This is a genomic window from Promicromonospora iranensis, assembly GCF_028994805.1.
GTDB classification, from domain to species: domain Bacteria; phylum Actinomycetota; class Actinomycetes; order Actinomycetales; family Cellulomonadaceae; genus Promicromonospora; species Promicromonospora iranensis.
On the sequence record NZ_JAJQQP010000005.1, the window covers coordinates 251765 to 270531 of the forward strand.

15 protein-coding genes are annotated in these 18767 nt (G+C 71.7%); 14 read left to right on the forward strand and 1 reads right to left on the reverse strand.

What is annotated here, in order from left to right:
• Window positions 1-69: 69 nt before the first annotated feature.
• Window positions 70-1659: a SpoIID/LytB domain-containing protein gene (locus LUM46_RS26620; protein WP_310243122.1), complete on the forward strand. Its 1590-nt coding sequence runs from the start codon at window positions 70-72 to the stop codon at window positions 1657-1659.
• Window positions 1660-1767: 108 nt separating this feature from the next.
• Here the strand turns inward: LUM46_RS26620 and LUM46_RS10365 are convergent, their stop codons facing one another.
• Window positions 1768-2007 (reverse strand): DUF7455 domain-containing protein, encoded by a 240-nt coding sequence (locus LUM46_RS10365; protein WP_051109391.1) that lies wholly within the window; start codon window positions 2005-2007, stop codon window positions 1768-1770.
• A 200-nt stretch (window positions 2008-2207) separates the two neighbouring features.
• On the opposite strand from LUM46_RS10365, the gene LUM46_RS10370 reads away from it, so the two are divergent.
• From LUM46_RS10370 to LUM46_RS10430, 13 genes are all read left to right on the forward strand, one after another.
• Entirely contained in the window at window positions 2208-4331 is a 2124-nt protein-coding gene (locus LUM46_RS10370; protein ID WP_274993774.1) for a DNA gyrase/topoisomerase IV subunit B, read from the forward strand.
• Between the two features lie 77 nt (window positions 4332-4408).
• Window positions 4409-4852, forward strand: coding sequence for a DUF4430 domain-containing protein (locus LUM46_RS10375; protein ID WP_274993776.1), 444 nt, complete (start codon window positions 4409-4411; stop codon window positions 4850-4852).
• Window positions 4831-5457: a DUF6580 family putative transport protein gene (locus LUM46_RS10380; RefSeq protein WP_274993777.1), complete on the forward strand. Its 627-nt coding sequence runs from the start codon at window positions 4831-4833 to the stop codon at window positions 5455-5457. The genes LUM46_RS10375 and LUM46_RS10380 overlap by 22 nt, the downstream gene beginning before the upstream one ends.
• 254 nt (window positions 5458-5711) lie before the next feature.
• On the forward strand, window positions 5712-6008 hold the full coding sequence (locus tag LUM46_RS10385) for a WXG100 family type VII secretion target (RefSeq protein WP_274993778.1): 297 nt from the start codon (window positions 5712-5714) through the stop codon (window positions 6006-6008).
• A 4-nt stretch (window positions 6009-6012) separates the two neighbouring features.
• Window positions 6013-6294 (forward strand): hypothetical protein, encoded by a 282-nt coding sequence (locus LUM46_RS10390; RefSeq protein WP_274993779.1) that lies wholly within the window; start codon window positions 6013-6015, stop codon window positions 6292-6294.
• A gap of 60 nt (window positions 6295-6354) precedes the next feature.
• The gene (locus LUM46_RS10395; protein ID WP_274993780.1) at window positions 6355-7770 is read left to right on the forward strand and encodes a hypothetical protein; all 1416 of its coding nucleotides are present in this window, start codon (window positions 6355-6357) and stop codon (window positions 7768-7770) included.
• Window positions 7770-8414: a hypothetical protein gene (locus LUM46_RS10400; RefSeq protein ID WP_274993782.1), complete on the forward strand. Its 645-nt coding sequence runs from the start codon at window positions 7770-7772 to the stop codon at window positions 8412-8414. The genes LUM46_RS10395 and LUM46_RS10400 overlap by 1 nt, the downstream gene beginning before the upstream one ends.
• A complete protein-coding gene (locus LUM46_RS10405; RefSeq protein ID WP_274993783.1) occupies window positions 8411-9106 on the forward strand; it encodes a hypothetical protein in 696 nt (231 codons plus the stop codon). Before LUM46_RS10400 ends, LUM46_RS10405 begins: the two co-directional genes overlap by 4 nt.
• A 63-nt stretch (window positions 9107-9169) precedes the next feature.
• On the forward strand, window positions 9170-10888 hold the full coding sequence (locus LUM46_RS10410) for a LysM peptidoglycan-binding domain-containing protein (RefSeq protein ID WP_274993785.1): 1719 nt from the start codon (window positions 9170-9172) through the stop codon (window positions 10886-10888).
• Window positions 10875-12755, forward strand: a complete 1881-nt coding sequence (locus tag LUM46_RS10415) for a discoidin domain-containing protein (RefSeq protein ID WP_274993786.1) — start codon at window positions 10875-10877, stop codon at window positions 12753-12755. Before LUM46_RS10410 ends, LUM46_RS10415 begins: the two co-directional genes overlap by 14 nt.
• Before the next feature lies 1 nt (window position 12756).
• A complete protein-coding gene (locus tag LUM46_RS10420; RefSeq protein WP_274993787.1) occupies window positions 12757-17154 on the forward strand; it encodes an FtsK/SpoIIIE domain-containing protein in 4398 nt (1465 codons plus the stop codon).
• A 175-nt stretch (window positions 17155-17329) separates the two neighbouring features.
• A complete protein-coding gene (locus LUM46_RS10425; RefSeq protein WP_274993788.1) occupies window positions 17330-18295 on the forward strand; it encodes a hypothetical protein in 966 nt (321 codons plus the stop codon).
• A gap of 72 nt (window positions 18296-18367) precedes the next feature.
• On the forward strand, window positions 18368-18742 hold the full coding sequence (locus LUM46_RS10430; protein ID WP_274993789.1) for a DUF2200 domain-containing protein: 375 nt from the start codon (window positions 18368-18370) through the stop codon (window positions 18740-18742).
• The last annotated feature ends 25 nt before the right edge of the window (window positions 18743-18767 follow it).

Genomic DNA, 18767 nt, shown 5'->3' on the forward strand with positions numbered 1-18767 from the left:
GACGCCGGGCGGGTGAACTTTCCTCGGAAGGTTCCCCGCCCGGCGTCGTCGTGTGGGAATGTGCTTGCTGTGCCCTCACTGACCAGCGTGGCTCCGCGAGCGGCCCTGGCACGGACTGTCGCTTCGGTCCTCGCCCTGCTTCTCGCCCCGTTCATCACGTCGGGCCTGTCCGTGGCGCCGGCCGCCGCTGCCGGCTACACGCTCACGGCGTCCGGCACGTCGACGACCACGGCGTCGGTCTCGAAGACGCTCTCGGTGGTCTATCGCTACAACGGCGCGCCGCGGGCCAACGCCACGGTGTCGCTGCAGAAGTACAGCGGCGGCTCCTGGGTCCGAGTCAGGTCCGTGATCACGGGCTCCACCGGCAGGGCGACGGCCTCGGTCAAGCCGAGCGTGACCACCAAGTACCGGTTCAAGACCACCCGCGCGACCAGCGCCACCCTGACGGTGACCGTGGTGCCGGGATCGTGGAGCATCGCCGGCTCCGGCAACGGCCATGGCGTAGGCATGTCGCAGTACGGCGCGTACCAGATGTCGCGCGACGGCAAGTCCGCCGCCGACATCCTGCGCTACTACTACCAGGGTGCGACGGTCAGCACCGCCCCCAACCCCCGGACCTCCATCGACGTCCAGGTGCTCGGCAGGTCCGCAGACCCGGCCACCACCACCCTGAGCCTGTCGGCAGGGTCGTGGCGCCTGCTCGACGGCGCGGGGAGCCAGCTCGCCACCGGCACGTCGGCGCGCAAGATCACCATCTCTCGCACCACGGCAGGTGTCACCGCGAAGGTCACGGAGAACGGCACCGTGCGCCAGACCATCGGTGCGCGCCCGGCCTTCTACCTGGAGTGGACGGGGACCAGCTACTGGGCCGGCAGCGCAGGCACGGTGACCGTGTCCGGGGCCCAGGGCAGCTACCGCCACGGCCGCCTGCGCATCAGCAGTCCCAACGCCCGGCCCAACGTCGTCAACCAGGTCGTCATCAACGACGAGTACCTGTACGGCATCGAGGAGATGCCGTCGCTGTGGGGCACGAGCAGCTTCGGGGGCGCCGCGGCGCTCCAGGCGCAGGCGATCGTCGCCCGCAACTACGCGATCCTGGACAAGACCGAGGGCCTGAAGGCCTCGTGCGACTGCCACCTCTACGACGACACCAGCAGCCAGAACTACACCGGCTGGAAGAAGGAGGGCGGCGAGGCCGGCGCGACCTGGCGTGCCGCCGTCGACGCCACCCGGCAGGACAGCGCCTCGACGGTCACGGTCGTGCGCAACGCCTCCGGCGGCATCGCGGAGACGCCGTACTTCGCGTCGTCGGGCCGCGGTGGCATCTTCTCCGGTACCGCGAACAACCGGGACGCGTTCGGCACCGCCGCACAGTCCCATCTCGCCCACGTGGCCGACCCTTACTCGGCGCGGGCGCCGAGCAACCCCAACACGTCGTGGACGGGGACGCTCACGCAGAAGAAGGCGAAGAGCGTCTTTCAGCTGGGCTGGGTCAAGTCGCTCAAGGTCACCGCCCGCTACTCGAGCGGGCAGATCAAGACGATGCAGGCGGTCTCGACCCAGGGCACCACGCGCACGCTGACCAAGACGGCCGAGGGGTGGCGCACGACCCTCGGGTTCCGCGGCTCCTGGGCGGACACGGTCACCGCCCGGAAGTGACCCGGTCGGCCGACCCCCGTCCGGGCATGACGACGGCGGTGAGTCACCTCACAGGGTGACTCACCGCCGTCTGCGTTCTCAGAGATCCGGTGGGTGTCCGGCCTGGGCTCAGGCCTGGCCGTGCTCCGCGTGGAGCCGGTCGGTCTCGTCCTGGACATGGGTGGCGACGTCCGCATAGGCGGACGCGTGTGCGCGGGCGTGGTGGCCGCAGAAGAGCAGCTCGCCCACGGGCAGAACGACGCGCACATAAGCCTGCGCGCCGCAGCGGTCGCAGCGGTCGAGGGCGGTGAGCGGTTCGGTCGTCAAGGTCGTCACATCTCCATCCAACCATTCGCTCGCGCGGTTCATGCCAGCCCGGGTGGCCGGTTCGCTGCGAGCATAGCGGCGTGGCTCACAGTGTCGGGCCCCATCCGCCCCCAATTGCGCTGAAAGGGTAATTTCCGTCATGGGGTGAATCCTGGTTCGTCACGTCGCTCTCACAGCGCCGTCACGTCGCCCGCCGGGAGCGCCTCACCAGAGTTGTCGGTGACCTCGTCTACGCTGTCGCCGTGACCGCAACGTCCGAGTCGTACACCGCTCGCCACCTGTCCGTCCTCGAGGGTCTCGAGGCGGTTCGCAAGCGTCCCGGTATGTACATCGGGACCACGGACTCCCGTGGCCTGATGCATTGCCTCTGGGAGATCATCGACAACTCCGTCGACGAGGCCCTGGGCGGGCACGCCAGCAAGATCGGCATCGTGCTGCACGCCGACACGTCCGTCACGGTGACCGACGACGGCCGCGGCATCCCGATCGACGTCGAGCCCAAGACCGGTCTGAGCGGCGTCGAGGTGGTCTTCACCAAGCTGCACGCCGGCGGCAAGTTCGGGGGCGGCTCCTACCAGGCGTCCGGCGGTCTGCACGGCGTCGGCGCCTCCGTGGTGAACGCGCTGTCCGCGCGCCTCGACGTCCAGGTGGACCGCGGCGGCAAGACGTACGGCATGACCTTCCACCGTGGTGAGCCGGGCACGTTCTCCGATCCGGCCTCCGGGCCCGGCCCGGACGCGCCGTTCCAGCCCTTCGTCGACCACTCCGAGCTCGCCGTGGTCGGCAAGGTGCCCCGGGGCCGTACGGGCACCCGTGTGCGCTACTGGGCCGACCGGCAGATCTTCCCCAAGTCGGCGGTGTTCAGCTACGACGAGCTGGTCACCCGCGTGCGGCAGACCACGTTCCTGGTGCCCGGTCTCGAGATCACGGTGCGGGACGAGCGCGGGCTGCCGGGCACGCCCGCCGAGGACGGGCCGCACGAGGAGGTCTTCAAGCACAGCGGCGGCGCGGCCGACTTCGTCGAGTTCCTGGCACCGGACTCGCCGGTCACGGCGACCTGGGTGCTGCAGGGCTCGGGCACGTTCAAGGAGACCGTCCCGGTGCTGGACGAGCGCGGCCACATGTCGCCGCGCGAGCTGCAGCGCGACTGCGAGGTCGACATCGCGCTGCGCTGGGGCACCGGCTACGACACCGAGGTGCGCTCCTTCGTCAACATCATCTCGACGCCCAAGGGCGGCACGCACCTGACGGGTTTCGAGCAGGGCCTGCTCAAGGTGATCCGCAAGGGCGTGGAGACCAACGCGCGCAAGCTCAAGGTCTCCACCAAGGACGGCGCCGAGCGCATCGAGAAGGACGACGTGCTGGCCGGCCTCACCGCCGTGGTCACCGTGCGTCTCTCCGAGCCGCAGTTCGAGGGACAGACCAAGGAGGTGCTGGGCACGGGCCCGGTGCGCCAGATCGTCTCCCGCGTGGTCGAGCAGGAGATCCAGGCCCGCCTGAACTCCACGAAGCGTGACGAGAAGACGCAGGCCTCGCTGCTGCTCGACAAGGTCGTCGCCGAGATGCGCGCGCGCATCACCGCCCGCAAGCAGAAGGAGATCTCCCGCCGCAAGAACGCGCTGGAGACCTCCTCGCTGCCCGCCAAGCTGGCCGACTGCCGCTCGAACGACGTGGAGCGGTCCGAGCTGTTCATCGTCGAGGGCGACAGCGCGCTCGGTACCGCGAAGCTCGCACGGTCCAGCGACTTCCAGGCGCTGCTGCCGATCCGCGGCAAGATCCTCAACGTCCAGAAGGCGTCGATCAGCGACATGCTCCGCAACGCGGAGTGCGCGGCGATCATCCAGGTGCTCGGTGCGGGATCCGGCCGGTCGTTCGACCTCGAGGCGGCTCGCTACGGCAAGATCATCATGATGACCGACGCCGACGTCGACGGCGCGCACATCCGCACGCTCCTGCTGACGCTCTTCTACCGGTACATGAAGCCGATGGTGGAGGCGGGCCGCGTGTTCGCGGCGGTTCCTCCGCTGCACCGCGTCGAGGTGATCGGCAACGGCCGCCGCAAGAACGAGTACATCTACACGTACTCGGAGGCCGAGCTGAACAGCACGCTCAAGAAGCTCGACCGGGCCGGGCGCCGCTACAAGCCCGACATCCAGCGGTACAAGGGCCTGGGTGAGATGGACGCCGACCAGCTCGCGGAGACGACCATGGACCCCCGCCACCGCACGCTGCGCCGCGTCACGGCGGAGCACGCGGAGGCGGCGGAGCGCGCGTTCGAGCTCCTGATGGGCACCGACGTGGCACCGCGCAAGGAGTTCCTCATCGCGGGCGCCGCCGAGCTGGACCGCTCGCGCATCGACATCTGACCGGAGGACGCGACGGCCGTCCGCCGAAGGCTGGGACGGCCGCGCCTGCTTGCGCGCGCCGACCTACACTCGCCAGCGTGAACACGACTTCTGTCCGCCCGCTCCGGGCGCTCGGTGCGGCGACTGCCGCACTTCTCCTGGCCGGCCTGCTCGCTGCCTGCGGCGGTACGGCCGAGCCTGAGCCGATGGTCTCGGCGACGCTGAGCGCGCCGTCGGACACGGCCTCTGCCGGCGCGTCGGCGTCCGACACCGCGTCGCCGTCCGGCGACGTCGAGACGCTCAGCTACCCGGGACGTACCGGTGCCACCGCGTTGGAGCTGCTCCTCGAGGCGGACCCGTCCGCCGAGGTCACCGGCGAGGGCGAGAACGCCTTCGTGACGGCCATCGGCGGCCGCGCGGCGGACGACTCGAAGCAGGAGTTCTGGGCGCTGTCCGTGGACGGTGAGCCGGCACAGGTCGGGGCGGGCACACTGGAGACCGAGGACGGTCAGGAGATCACGTGGACACTCGAGACGTACTGACCCCAGCGGCCGGCGACCAGGGGCGCGACCTGACGGTGGGCGAGCTCGCGCACCGCTGGTGGCGCCCGGCGACCGTCGTCCTGGTGCTGACCGCCGCGGTGGTGTGGCGCCTGGTCGCCCCCGACCTGGGTGCGCCGCCGAACCTCGAGATCGCCACTGCCGCGACCTTCCTCGCGGTGCTGCTGCTGCGGAACCGGTGGGCGGCGGTCGTGCCGTTCGCCGTGGTGGCCGTGAGCGACGCCGTGATCGGCAACACGCAGATCATGTGGTTCACCTGGTCGGCGTGGGCGGTCGTGGGCCTCGGCGCGATCCTCGCGCGGCACCTGCGCGGCCCTGGCCGGTACGCCGCTGCGCTCGGTGTGGGCGTGGGCGGCTCGCTGTGGTTCTTCGCGTGGACCAACTTCGGCGTCTGGCTGATGGACGGGATGTACCCGGCGACCCTGGACGGGCTGCTCGCGAGCTACGTGGCGGGCCTGCCGTTCCTGCGCACCATGCTCCTGGGCAACCTGGTGCTGGTGCCGCTCGCCGCCCTGGTCGCCTCCCTCGTGGAGCGCGCCGAGCTCCACGCCGCCCCTGCGCCGATCCAGCTCCACACGCCCCGTTGAGTGCTGGCTCCCGACGCGGTCGGAGGCCCCGACAGCACGGGGAGCCAACCCTCAGCGGAGGGGAAAGCCCCAGGTAAGGGGCACTTTTTCGAATAGCGCGACGGGCCCGGGTGAAAACCCGGGCCCGTCTTTCGTGCGTCGTGCGCCGTTTGGCCGACGTTCACCTGCACGTGGCCGCCCGGTTGGTCCGATTGGTGACGATTGCCCAGCACCGCAGAGCACGAGTCCACGACGCGCGAACGAAGGGTTCCACCATGTCGAACATCAAGGTGACATTCCAGGAGATGGAAGACGCCGCTCAGCGGATGAAGCAGGAGTCGGACGACATGCGCAGCAAGCTGGACCAGCTGCGTTCGATGGTGAGCAACCTGGTGGCGGACGGCTACGTGACCGACAAGTCGTCCAAGCGGTTCGACGAGTCGTACCAGGAGCTCGACAAGGGCGGCAAGCAGATCCTCGAGGGCCTCACCGGCATCGGCGAGTACCTCAAGCAGGCAGCCGAGGCGCTGCGCAAGACCGACGAGGAACTCGCGAACGCGCTGAACAAGTAACGCGATGGCAGACCTTGTCGTCACCAAAGAGGTCCTGGAGGACTCCGCCAGGGATCTCAAGGCGATCAACGACGAGTTCAAGAACATGTCGAAGCTGTGGGACGGCGGCACGGTCTGGGGCCACGAGGTCCTGAAGCAGGCCATGGACGACTTCATCGACGACTGGTGGGTCAAGCGGGAAAAGCTCCAGCAGCAGCTCGACAACCTCACGAAGAAGATGGACGAGGCCGCGAAGACCTGGACCGACACCGAGGACCAGCTGAGCTCGACCTTCGACCAGAAGTAGGGCGCCTGGCCACCGCACCGGCAGCCACCGCCCCAGTGACAGCAGCAGAAGAGGAAACGGATGAGCGCCGCCCGCCAAGGGGACTGGCCACTGGTCGATCACGACTCGGACCCGGTCCCGGCTGATCCCTCGGAGCTGGACGAGGTCATCGCCCACTACAAGAAGATCTCGGAGGCGATGACCGAGCAGGCAGGCCTGCTCAAGAGGATCGGTGACGGCGACGTCCGCCTGCTCAAGGGGCAGTCCGCCGACGCCCTGCGCAAGCGCGCCCGGGAGAGCGCCGGTGCCCTCGACAAGGCGGCCGGCCGGTACGCCGACGTGCACTCAGCGCTCGACGGGTACCGGCCGGCGCTGGCCACGGCGCGGACCGCCACCGGGGAGGCCCTTGCCGACGCGGAGAACGCACAGGCTTCGCTCCGCGGCGCGCAGTCCATGCCGGACCCGGTCAACTCCACCCGGCCCGATGGCGCCGAACCGTTGACCGCGGCGGAGAAGAAGGAGTCGGCCGACCGCGAGGCGGCGATCGACGCGGCCGGCGCCGGTCTCGCCGGAGCGAAGCAGAAGATGGCAGGCGCCCTCGAAGCGCTCAGAGCCGCCGCCGAGGCCGCTGCCGCGAAGATCCGCGAGAACTGGAAGGTCGACGGCCTGCACACGACGGGCTGGGAGGCCTTCAAGCACCGGCTCAACAAGTTCCTCAAGGCGCTGGTCGAGATCTTGACGTACATCGGGCTGGCCCTCGCCGTGCTGGCGATCCTCATACCCGGGCTGAACGTCATCGCGCTGATCGGCATCGGCGTCGCCGTGGTCTCCGTGGTCGCGAGCGTCATCCTGGCCGCCCAGGGTGAGGGCAGCTGGCTCGGCGTCATCCTCGGTGTGCTGAGCCTCGTCGGGATCGGCATCGCGGCGAAGATGGCGAACAACCTCAAGGGCGTCCAGGGGCTCGGCCTGGCGAAGGGCGGGCCCGCCAAGCTGGACAGGCTGAAGATCGACTTCGCGAAGAACCTGCGCCTCCTCAACATCAGCAACAAGAACATGAGGCTGGATGCCAGCAAGATCTTCAGCGAGAGGCTCTCGAAGGTGAGCCTCGAGATCAAGAACATCGCGACCTTCCTCGACAAGACCAAGGTGAGCCCGGGCTGGTGGCACATCTTCAAGAATCCGAAATGGGTCCTCAAGGAGGACTGGAGCCGCCTCACGAAGGCGTGGCCCAAGGGCGACTACCGGTGGGACCGTCTCATCGGCGTCAGTGACATCAGGGACGTGAGCAAGATCGCGAGCAACATCGGCCTGTTCGGTCCGATCTTCCAGATCAAGCCGTGGATGTACGTCGGGCCGATCGCCTACGGGATCGGCTGGTTCGGTCGTCCGTTCAGCATGTTGAACCCCTCGTTCCTGAACCCGTTCGACCAGCGGAACACCAACACCGCCTGGCACGACGCGACCTATTCCGGCCTGACCGGCGAGAACCCGGTCTGATGGCGGGCGAAGGATGGACCTGGCGGGTCGAACCGCCCGAGGGCTGGCTGCTCGTCCCCACGACTGCGACCCTGCCGCCCGACCTGCTCGCCGCGTGGGAGCTGGAGGTCGCCGGCCTCGTCCGGTCGTCGTTGTTCGACGACCAGGAGTCCGGGGTCGACGAGGATCCGGACGCCGTCCTGGACGCGGTGCGTGACGGCGTCGCCGCGGAATCCGTGGCCAACCTGCGCGCCTTCGCCGACGGCGTGATCGACGGCGGCGCACTCGTCGTCGCCACCTTCCGGGTGCCTGACTCGGCGCCGGTGCCGGTGCTCGCCACGGTCGGCATCGAGCCTCCCGGCGACCCCGGCGACGACCTCATGACCGCGCTCGGCGCCACCGGCGGCAACCCCGTCGCCCCACCCAAGATCGAGTACGTCGACCTGCCTGACGGTGACGGGATGCGCGTGACGCGACTCGACCTCGATCCGGAGACCGGCGGCGCGTGGGTGAGCGTCTGCCTCGGCCGGCGAACCGAGCACGCGGACGCCGTCGTCGACACCGTGCTGCAGTGGCGGTCCCAGGACCTGCTGCACGGCCCTTCCATGACGGAGCTGCTCGACGAGCTGCTGCCCGCTGTGCACATCATCAGGAGCACTCCGTGACCGACCCGACCGCGACCGCCCGACCCGTGGAGGGCAGACCCACCGACGCGTGGGCGCTCCTCCTCCCACCGGGCTGGGTGCGCTTCCCGACCAGTGACGAGCAGGTCCGCGAGCTGGACGAGGCGATCGAGGAGGTCGTCGCCCGTGCCCTGCCCGCCGACCTGCCGCGGGACTCTGCGGAACCGCACCGGCGCATGCTCGCCGACAGCCTCCGGTCGTCGCTGTCCGACGCGCGCGCCGCGGGGGCGGGGGCCGTGTACCTGCCGACGGAGCCGATGAACGGGGTGATCATCCCTGCGTCCCTCACCGAGCTGGAGCTGGTCAGCGACCCGGGTGCCGACCCGCTCTCCGTGGTGTCCGAGGTCCTCTCCGACAGCTACGAGGAGAGCGAGCTCGTCGAGATCGACGGCCGGCCGGGCGTACGTGTCGTGGAGACCACCGTCGACGCGCACCCCGAGGGCGACCTCCCCGACGCGTCGACCCGCCAGGTCCTGTACGTCGTGTCCCGCGACGCGGCCGACGGCGAATGGCTCGTCCTCTCGTTCAGCACCGTCTGGAACAGCGAGGAGACCGAGAAGCTCGCCGAGGCACTCATCTTCTTCTTCGACGCCGTCATGACCACCTTCCGGTGGGCAGGCCCTGGCGCGAACCCGCTGAACCTCTCGGAGGGGACCGTGCCCGGCACCGTCTGAGGCCGGGCGCCGGCACGCACGTACACCCCTGACCGACGCGACACATCTGAAGACGGAGCAACTGTGCATCACGCCCCACGCGCCGCCGCCGCACCTGCTGCGGCCGCGCTGCTCACGACAGCGCTGTTGACGGCTGTGCCGTTCCTCGCCGCAGCAACGGTGGCCCTGGCCGCGCCCGCGGCGGCCGGCACCGGCCCGGTCCATGCCGGCGCGGCCCACAGCGCCCTCGGCACCCTCACCGCGGAGCCGTCCACCGGGCGGTCCATGGACAAGAGCGGCGAGCAGGTCAAGTACTACGTGATCCAGACCAGGCCGGACGGCGATCCGGAGTTCCTCTTCGACATCGCTCAGCGGTTCCTCGGCGACGGCAACCGGTACATGGAGATCTTCGACCTCAACGAGGGGCGCACCCAGCCGGACGGGAACACGCTGACCGACGCCGCCTCCGTCCTGCCCGGCTGGATCATGCAGCTGCCCGACGACGCCGAGGGCCCGGGCATCGAGGTCGGCGTGCTGCCGGCGGCGCCGGTGGTGGCAGGAGAAGACACCGGCGGCACGGGGGCGCCGTCGGCCGAGGCGTCCGCACCCGCCGTGCCGTACTACGTGGTGGGCAGGACGCCGGAGGGCGAGACCGAGTACCTGTACCTGATCGCCGAGCGGTTCCTGGGCGACGGTGAACGCAATCCCGAGATCTTCGCGCTGAACGAGGGCCGTACCCAGCCGGACGGTGGTGCGCTCACCGACCCGGAGGTGGTCGAGGTCGGCTGGGTGCTGCAGCTGCCGGAAGACGCCGAGGGTGAGGGCCTGCAGCACGGCCCGCTCCCGGGGCCGAGCCCGGTGGCCGAGGCGAGCGGTCCGCCGTCCGAGGCGGGGTCCGAGGCGACCGACGGTCAGGATGCGGCCACCGGTGCGGAGCCGTCCTGGCTGGTGCCGGCCCTGATCGCCGTCGGAGGGGTGGCACTGGCCGTGCCCGTGGTGCTCGGCGTGATCCTGCTGGTGCGCCGCCGCCGTTGGGGCCGGGAGGAACCGTTCGACGACAGCCTGCTGCGCACCGACACGTCGGCGGCGTGGATGGTGGACCGGGCGCTGCGGGTGCTGATGGCCGCGTGCGAGCGGGACGGCCAGGACCTGCCGATGGTCAGTGGCGTGTTCATCGAGGGCTCGGCCATGCGGCTCCGGCTGGCGAGCCCGGTCTCGCCGGCACCGGCGCCGTGGGTGGCGAACGAGGACGGGCAGAGCTGGTCCGCGCCGCTCGCGAAGCTGCAGTCGGCGCCGGCGTCGGAGGCACCGACGTCCCGGTTCGCGCGTCTGGTCACGATCGGTGTGGGCGAGACGGGCCGGGTGCTGGTGGACTTCGCCGCCGCGCGTGGCGTGATCAGCCTGGACGGCCCCACCCGCGCGCGGCACGAGGTGCTGCGCCGGTGGCTGGGAGAGCTCACCGGGAACCCGTGGTCGGACGACCCGCGTGTGGTGATGGTCGGCAACGGCCTGCCGCAGGCGGAGCAGGCGGAGCGCCTCGCGGCGATCGAGCAGGTGATCCCCGAGCTCGACGCCGCGGGGGGTGGCGTGCTGGTGCTGTCCCAGGCGCCGTCCGTCGCGCAGCAGGACCTGCTCGCTGCCCGGTTCTCCTCGCCGGGGTTCGGCTGGGTGGTGATCGTGCTGGGCGAGTCGCCGTCGGCCAGGTGGCGCCTCACGGCGGACGACGACGGCTGGTTGCGCAGCCGGTTCCTGCCCGACGTGCGCTACACGGAGCAGGCGGCGGTGCGTCGTGCGGGGGAGTGAGGCCTACGGGCCGCGGGTGTCGCACCCGGTGGTGTTCGCGGCACTGACGTGCCTCACCGTGGCAGCCCTGGTGCTGGCTCCGCTCGTCGGGCCCGCCGCCGCGGCCGCCGAGCCGGAGCCGGTCCTGCTGTCGCGCGGCAAGCCGGCGGTGGCGTCGTCGCTGGAGAAGCCGGACTTCCCGGCACGCCAGGCGGTGGACGGCAACCCGGCTACCCGCTGGTCCAGCGGGTTCAGCGACCCGCAGTGGCTGCGGATCGACCTGGAGCGGTCCACCGTCGTGCACCGGGTGGAGATCGACTGGGAGGTCGCCCACTCGACGGCGTTCTCCGTCCAGCTGTCGCAGGACGGCGAGACCTGGGAGACGCACTGGTTCACGGAAGCGGCCGACGGCGGCCGGGACGTCATCAACATCCGCGGTGAGGGCCGCTACGTGCGGATGCACTCCAGCGCCCGGAGCGGTACGGCGGGCAACTCGATCTGGGAGCTCCGCATCTTCGGCGAGCCGGAGCCCGAGCCGGAGCCGGCGGCGCCCAAGCCGTCCAAGAAGCCGGCGGCGACCCCGCGGCCGAAGGCGTCCGAGCCGAAGGAGCCGGAACCGACGAGGTCCGCCCCGGTGGTCCCGCCCTCCGTGCCGCCGACGTCGGCCCCGGTGCCGGAGCGCACCGGGCCGCCCGGGTCGGTCCTGTACTACGTGGTCCGCAAGGCGCCGGACGGCAAGTCGGAGAAGCTCAACGACATCGCCGAGCGGTTCCTCGCCGACCGGGACCGCTGGCCCGAGATCGCGGAGCTGACCGAGGGGCACCGGCAGCCTGACGGTGCGTACATGACGGACCCGAGGACCCTGCGGCCTGGCTGGGTGCTCAAGATGCCCAAGGAAGCCACGGGCAAGGGGCTCACGTTCGGTCCGCTCCCGGGCTTCGGACCGCCGTCGGCCGAGCCGTCGCCCACGGTGTCGCCGTCGGCCACCCCGGCGGTGGAGGTGGCGGGCGTGGAGGATGCGGGGAGCTCCCGGCCGCTGGGTCCGGTCGTGTACGCGACGGGGGCGGCACTGCTGCTGGCGCTGCTGGTCGGTCTCGGGATCTGGCTCGTGCGGCGGCGGAGGCGCCACGAACCGTTCGACGACAGCCTGCTGCGGACCGACACGTCGGCGGCGTGGACCGTCGACCGGTCGCTGCGCGTGCTGATGACCGCGTGCGAGCGGGACGGACTGGACCTGCCCGGCGTGACCGCGGTGTTCATCGAGGGCAGCTCGCTGCGGCTGCGGCTGACCAACCCGGCGGCCCCGGCCCCTGAGCCGTGGGTGGTGAGCGAGGACGGCCAGAGCTGGGTGGCGCCGCTGGCGAAGCTGCAGTCGGGTGCGGCGTCCGAGGACTCGACGGCGCGGTTCGCCCGGCTGGTCAACCTGGGCATGGGCGAGACCGGCCGGGTGCTGGTGGACTTCGCCTCCGCGCGTGGCGTGATCAGCCTGGACGGCCCGACGCAGGCGCGGCACGAGGTGCTGCGCCGGTGGCTGGGAGAGCTCACGGGCAACCCGTGGTCGGACGACCCGCGTGTGGTGATGGTCGGCAACGGCCTGCCGCAGCCGGAGCAGGTGGAGCACCTCGCGGGGATCGAGCAGGTGGTCCCCGAGCTGGTGATGGGTGAGGGCGGCGTGCTGGTGCTGTCCCAGGCGCCGACGGCGGCGCAGCAGGACATGCTCGCCGCCCGGTTCGCGAGCCCGGAGTTCACGTGGGTGGTGATCGTGCTCGGCTCGTCGCCGTCGGCACGGTGGCGGTTCACCGCGGGCGACGACGGCTGGCTGCGCAGCGGGTTCCTGCCCGACGTGCGCTACGACGAGCAGACCGCCGTACGGCGGGGAGGCGAGTGACGTGCAGGCTCTGATCACCGCGCGCCACGGGGCGCGCGAGGCGCTGCTGGCCCTGGAGCTGGACGACCGCACCACCGCGGCGGACCTGGCCGAGCGGCTGGCCGCCGAGGTGGGCGCTCCGCGGGGCAGCACCATGTACGTGGACGGGCGGCCGGTGCCGACCAGCTACGGCACCGGTCAGGAGGTGCACGTGGCGGACTCGGGTGTCCGGGACGGCGCCGTCGTCACCTTCGCGGGCGACGCGCGGCTGACGGACGGCCGCTCGAACGCCATGGCGGGCGGCCCCGTCGACCTGTGCGTCACGGGCGGGACCGGCGCCGGCGCGGTGGTCCGGCTCGGCGTCGGCGAGTCCACCGTGCAGGTAGGGCACGACGGCCGTGTCCGGGTGGACGAGCCGCGCGAGGGCGGCCTGGCCGCGATCGCCGTCGTCGTCGCGCTGGACGGCGGGGTACGGGTGCGGCGCGTCCCGGATCCTCGTTCCGCCGGCCGGCTGGTGCACCTGGACCGGCTGGAGGAGCCGCTGGGCGAGGACGAGGCGCCGTGGGCCACGGGCACCCAGCTGCGGATCGGGCCGAGCGTCCTCACGGTCCAGCCGGCCACGCGGCCCGACGCCGACCTGCGTCCCGCCGCTGAGCCGGGGCACCTGGACTACAACCGGCCGCCGCGCCTGCTGCCGCCGATGCCCGCGACGCACTTCCGGCTGCCCGCCGAGCCGCAGCCGCCCGCGCGGAACCCGCTGCCGTGGCTGGCCATGGCGATGCCGGCGGTGCTGGGCATCACCATGGCGTTCGTCTTCCAGTCGCCGTACTACCTGATGTTCGCGCTGGCCTCGCCGCTGATGGGCCTCGGGCACTGGTGGATGCAGAAGCGCAACGGCGTGACCACGCACAAGGAGCGGCTCAAGGAGCACGCCGAGGAACGCGCGGCGCTCGAGGAGGAGGTGCTGGACGCGGTACGGCGTGAGCAGCACCGCCGTCGGGTCTCCAGCCCGGGCGCCGCCGAGCTGCGGCTCATCGCCACCACCCCGACGCGCCGCCTGTGGGAGCGGCGCAGCACCGACTCGGACCACCTGACCGTCCGGCTGGGGCTCGCCGACGCCACCAGCCGCGTCGAGGTGGAGGACAGCGCCGAGCCCGAGCACCGCCGCAAGACCCGCGCGACCGTGCGGTCGGTGCCGATCACGGTGCCCCTGCGGGAGGCGGGCGTCGTCGGGCTGGCGGGCCCGGGAGACTGGCCGCGCCGTCGGGCCCGCTGGATGGTGGGCCAGCTCGGGGTGCTGCAGAGCCCGCGCGACGTGCAGGTCTACGTGCTGACCAGCTCCGAGCACGTGCAGGAGTGGGCGTGGGCGGCGTGGCTGCCGCACGTGCGGCCCTCGTTCGGTCAGACGGCGGTGGCCCTGCTCGGGACCACCACCGAGACGCTCGCGGCCCGCGTCGCCGAGGTGAGCTCGCTGATCACCCAGCGCCGGGCGGCCATGGACGCGTCGAGCGCCAAGGTCATGTCGGGCCCGCAGGTCGTGGTGGTGCTCGACGGTGCACGCCGGCTGCGCGCGCTGCCCGGCGTCGTGTCCATCCTGCGCGACGGCCCCGGCGTCGGGGTGAGCGTCGTGTGCCTCGACGGCGACGAGCAGCTCCTGCCCGAGGAGTGCACGGCCGTGGCGCTGGCTCGCGTCGACGGCGGCATGACGCTGCGCCGGCAGGACGCCGACGACCTCCGGTCGGTGCTGGTCGACGAGGTGGCCGACGACTGGTTCGAACCCGTGGCCCGCGCGGTGGCCGCCGTGCACGACGTGACGGCGTCCGAGGGCGACGGCCTGATCCCGGACTCGGCCCGGCTCGTCGAGGTGCTCGGCATCGAGGACCTCGACGCCGAGCAGATGGTCTCCCGCTGGCGGGGGGTGTCGAAGGGCAGCACGGCCGCCGTCGTCGGCGTCTCGCTCGACGGACCGTTCACGCTCGACCTGGTGCGTGACGGGCCGCACGCCCTCGTGGGCGGCACCACGGGGTCGGGCAAGTCGGAGTTCCTGCAGACGGTCGTCGCGTCGCTGGCCGTGGTGAACACGCCGGAGACCATGAACTTCGTGCTGGTCGACTACAAGGGCGGCGCCGCGTTCAGCCAGTGCGAGCAGCTGCCGCACACGGTCGGCATGGTCACCGACCTGGACTCCCACCTCGTGGAACGCGCCCTGGACTCGCTGCGTGCCGAGCTCACCTACCGGGAGCACGTGCTCGCGGACGCCGGCGCGAAGGACCTGGAGGACTACCTCGACGCGCAGGGCCGCGGGCATGTCGGTCCCACGCTGCCGCGCCTCATGATCGTCATCGACGAGTTCGCCTCGATGGCGCGCGAGCTGCCCGACTTCGTCGCCGGCCTGGTCAACATCGCGCAGCGGGGCCGCTCCCTCGGCATCCACCTCGTCCTCGCGACCCAGCGGCCCTCCGGCGTGATCTCACCGGAGATCCGCGCCAACACCAACCTGCGCGTCGCTCTCCGCATGACGGACAAGGGCGAGTCCAAGGACGTCATCGACGCCACCGAGGCGGCCGAGATCGCCAAGTCGCAGCCCGGCCGGGCCTACGCCCGGCTCGGGCACGCGTCGGTGATCCCCTTCCAGTCCGCCCGGGTCGGCGGCCGCCGCCTCTCCCTGTCCGACGTCGGGCAGGTGGAAGCCCCGTTCGTCGCGCGGGTGCCCGTGGCCGACCTGGGCGCCGCGCCGCCCAGCCGCCCGAAGGTCAAGCGCCGGGAGGACGTCGAGACCGACCTGGCCGCGCTCGTCGCGACCCTGCGCGAGGCGTCCCGGCTGGGCGAGTGGCCCAGCCCGCGCCGGCCGTGGCTGCCGCCGCTGCCGGACCTGCTCCAGCTCTCCGAGGTGGCCCAGCCCGCAGAGGAGTCGGCGTTCGCCTGGGCGATGGAGGACTCGCCGGCGGACCAGCGCCAGGGGTCCGCGGTGATCGACCTCGACGGCTTCGGGCACCGTTACGTGGTCGGCGCACCCGGCAGCGGACGCTCGACCACGCTGCGCACCACGGCGTTCGCGGCCGCCACCGCCATGCCCGTGGCCGACCTCCACCTGTACGCGATCGACTGCGGCAACGGTGCCCTGACGGTGCTGGGCGAGCTGCCGCACACGGGCGCCGTCGTGCAGCGTGGGCAGGCCGATCGGCTCAGCCGTCTGCTCGGCCGCCTCCAGGCGGAGCTCGGACGGCGGCAGCAGGTCCTCGCTGCCGGGAACTACGCCAGCGTCACCGAACAGCGCGAGCTCGCCGAACCGGAGGCACGCCTGCCGCGGATGCTGCTGCTGATCGACCGCTGGGAGAGCTTCATGAGCAGCTACGGCGAGGTCGACGGCGGCACGCTGGTCGAACAGGTCCAGGAGCTGCTGCGGGACGGGGCGAGCGCCGGCATCCACCTGCTCATCGCCGGTGACCGCAGCCTGTTGTCGAGCCGGATGAGCGTGCTGACCGACGACTCCCTCGTGCTGCGGCTGACCGACCGGTTCGACTACGGCATGGCCGGCATCAACCACAAGAAGCTGCCCGAGGAGATCCAGGCCGGGCGCGCCTTCAAGTCCGGGAGCGGGCTCGAGGTGCAGGTGGCGGTCCTCGGGGACGACCCGGCCGGTCGTGCCCAGACGGCCGCGGCCCGCCAGATCGCCGCGACGATCCGCGAACGGGAGGACGTGGCACCGGGGACGGGGCCGTTCCGGGTGGACGACCTGCCCTCCACGATCACCGTGGACGCGGCGTACCAGTACGTGGGCCGGGAGGCGGCCCGGCCGATGTGGGCGCTGCTCGGCGTCGGTGGCGACGACCTCGCGGCGTTCGGCATGGACCTGGCCGGCGACGCGCCGGCGTTCATCGTGGCCGGGCCGTCCCGGTCCGGACGGTCCACGATGCTCGCGGTCATGACCGAGTCCCTGCTGCGCGGCGGCACCCAGGTCGTGGTGCTCGCGCCGCGGCCGAGCATCCTGCGCGACCTCGCCGGCCGGGACGGCGTCCGCGCCGTGCTCACCGACCCCGAGGTGACCGAGGAGGACCTCGCGCCGCACCTCGACCCCGACGGGACGCCGGTGGTCCTCGTGGTCGACGACGGCGAGCAGGTGACCGACGCCCCCGCCAAGACCTGGCTGCGGGCGTACCTGCGCACCGCTGCGGACAACCAGCGCGGGCTGATCCTCGGTGGTGAGACGTCCGAGGTCGCGGGCGGGTTCTCCGGCTGGCAGGTCGACGCCAAGAAGTTCCGTCGAGGCGCCCTGCTCAGCCCGCAGGACCGGTTCGACGGCGACCTCGTGGGCGTGAGCCTGGCGCGCTCTGCTGTCTCGTCGCAGGTCAGCCCGGGCAAGGCACTGGTACACCTCGGGTCGGGGGAGCTGCTCACGCTGCTGGTCCCGACGGTGTAGGGGTCGTCGGGCGGGATAGACCCCGCACCTCCCGTGCCCGCACCTTCGGGGCGACACGGCGCACCTCGTCGTCCTGGTCTCTTCGGCAGGGCGACCCGCGTCGACACATCGGGGCGAGCCGTACGCGAGGCGTGTGGTGGTCGCGCGAAGAGCGACGTCGTGCCACCGTAGGACAGTGCCAGCGCACGACCAGTCCGATCTCGACACCGCCGTCGACGCGCTCTACACCCGCCCGCTCGACGAGTTCATTGCTGCCCGCGACGCCGCCGTCCGGCAGGCGACGGACAGCGGCGACCGCCTGGGCGCCGCGCGGGTCAAGCGACTGCCGAAACCGTCGGTCGCCGCCTGGGTGATCAACCAGGTCACGCGGGAGCACCCCGAGGAGATCGCGGCGCTCGCGGACCTCGGCGACGAGCTGCGCGCCGCCACCCAGGAGCGCGACCGAGGCAGGATCCGGGCGCTGGACCATCTGCGGCGTGAGCGCACCGACGGCCTGGTCCGCACCGTGCGCGAGGCCGGCGAGGTGGGCGGGCGACCGGTGTCGTCCGCCGTGCTCGACCGGCTGACGGAAACGCTGACCGCCGCCGTGATGGACCCGGACGCCGCCGGGGTGGTCCGGGCCGGGCGACTTGCCCGGGCGCTGCAGCACGTCGGTTTCGGGATCGTGGACGAGCAGGGCGAAGAGGCCGAGCTGGTCGAGCTGCACGCCACGACGTCGGACGGCGGTTCGCGTACTGCCCGGGATGGCGACGTCGAGAAGCCGGCGAGAGCGGAGAAGTCGAAGTCACCCGGGCGTGGGAAGCCTGACCCGGCCGCCGCGGAGCTGACTGCCGCGGAAGAGGCCGTCGAGGAGGCCGCGACGCAGGTGGACCGCCTGGAGGCGCGCCGCGACGACGTCCGCGAGCGGCTCCGCTCCGCAGACGCCGGGATCGAGCACGGCGAGAGCGAGCTGGAACGCCTGGAGAGGGAGCTCGACCGGCTCGCCGCCGAGAGGGACGAGACGCGACGCGCGCTCGACGAGGCACGGACGGCGGCGGACGAGGCTCGTGCCGACCTGGCCGTCGTCGAGGACGAGCTCGACGACGCGGTGGAGCTCGCCGCGGAGGCACGTCGCCGTCGCCGTGCAGCACGTGGACGGTGAGCCGGCGTGGAGCTAACGAGCGAGGACGAGGGCTCACGGACGGGTGTCACCGAGCTCGGTTAGGGTCGCCAGATGGCGCATCATCGAATCTTCGGTACCAGCTTTGCGAGCATCTACGCGCTCTACGTGCAGAAGGTGGAGCGCAAGGACCACACCAAGGCTGAGGTGGACCAGGTGATCTCCTGGCTCACGGGGTACGACGAGGCCGGCCTGCAGCAGGCCATCGCGAGCGAGGTCGACTTCGAGACGTTTTTCGCCGAGGCCCCCGCGATGAACCCGAATGCTGTCCTGATCAAGGGCGTCATCTGCGGACACCGGGTGGAGGAGATCGAGGATCCGCTGATGCAGAAGATCCGCTACCTGGACAAGCTGGTCGACGAGGTGGCGCGCGGCAAGAAGATGGCGACGATCCTGCGCGGGAGCGACCCGACGGCCGTCCGACCCTAGGTCGGCCACCCACCGGCGGGTCCCT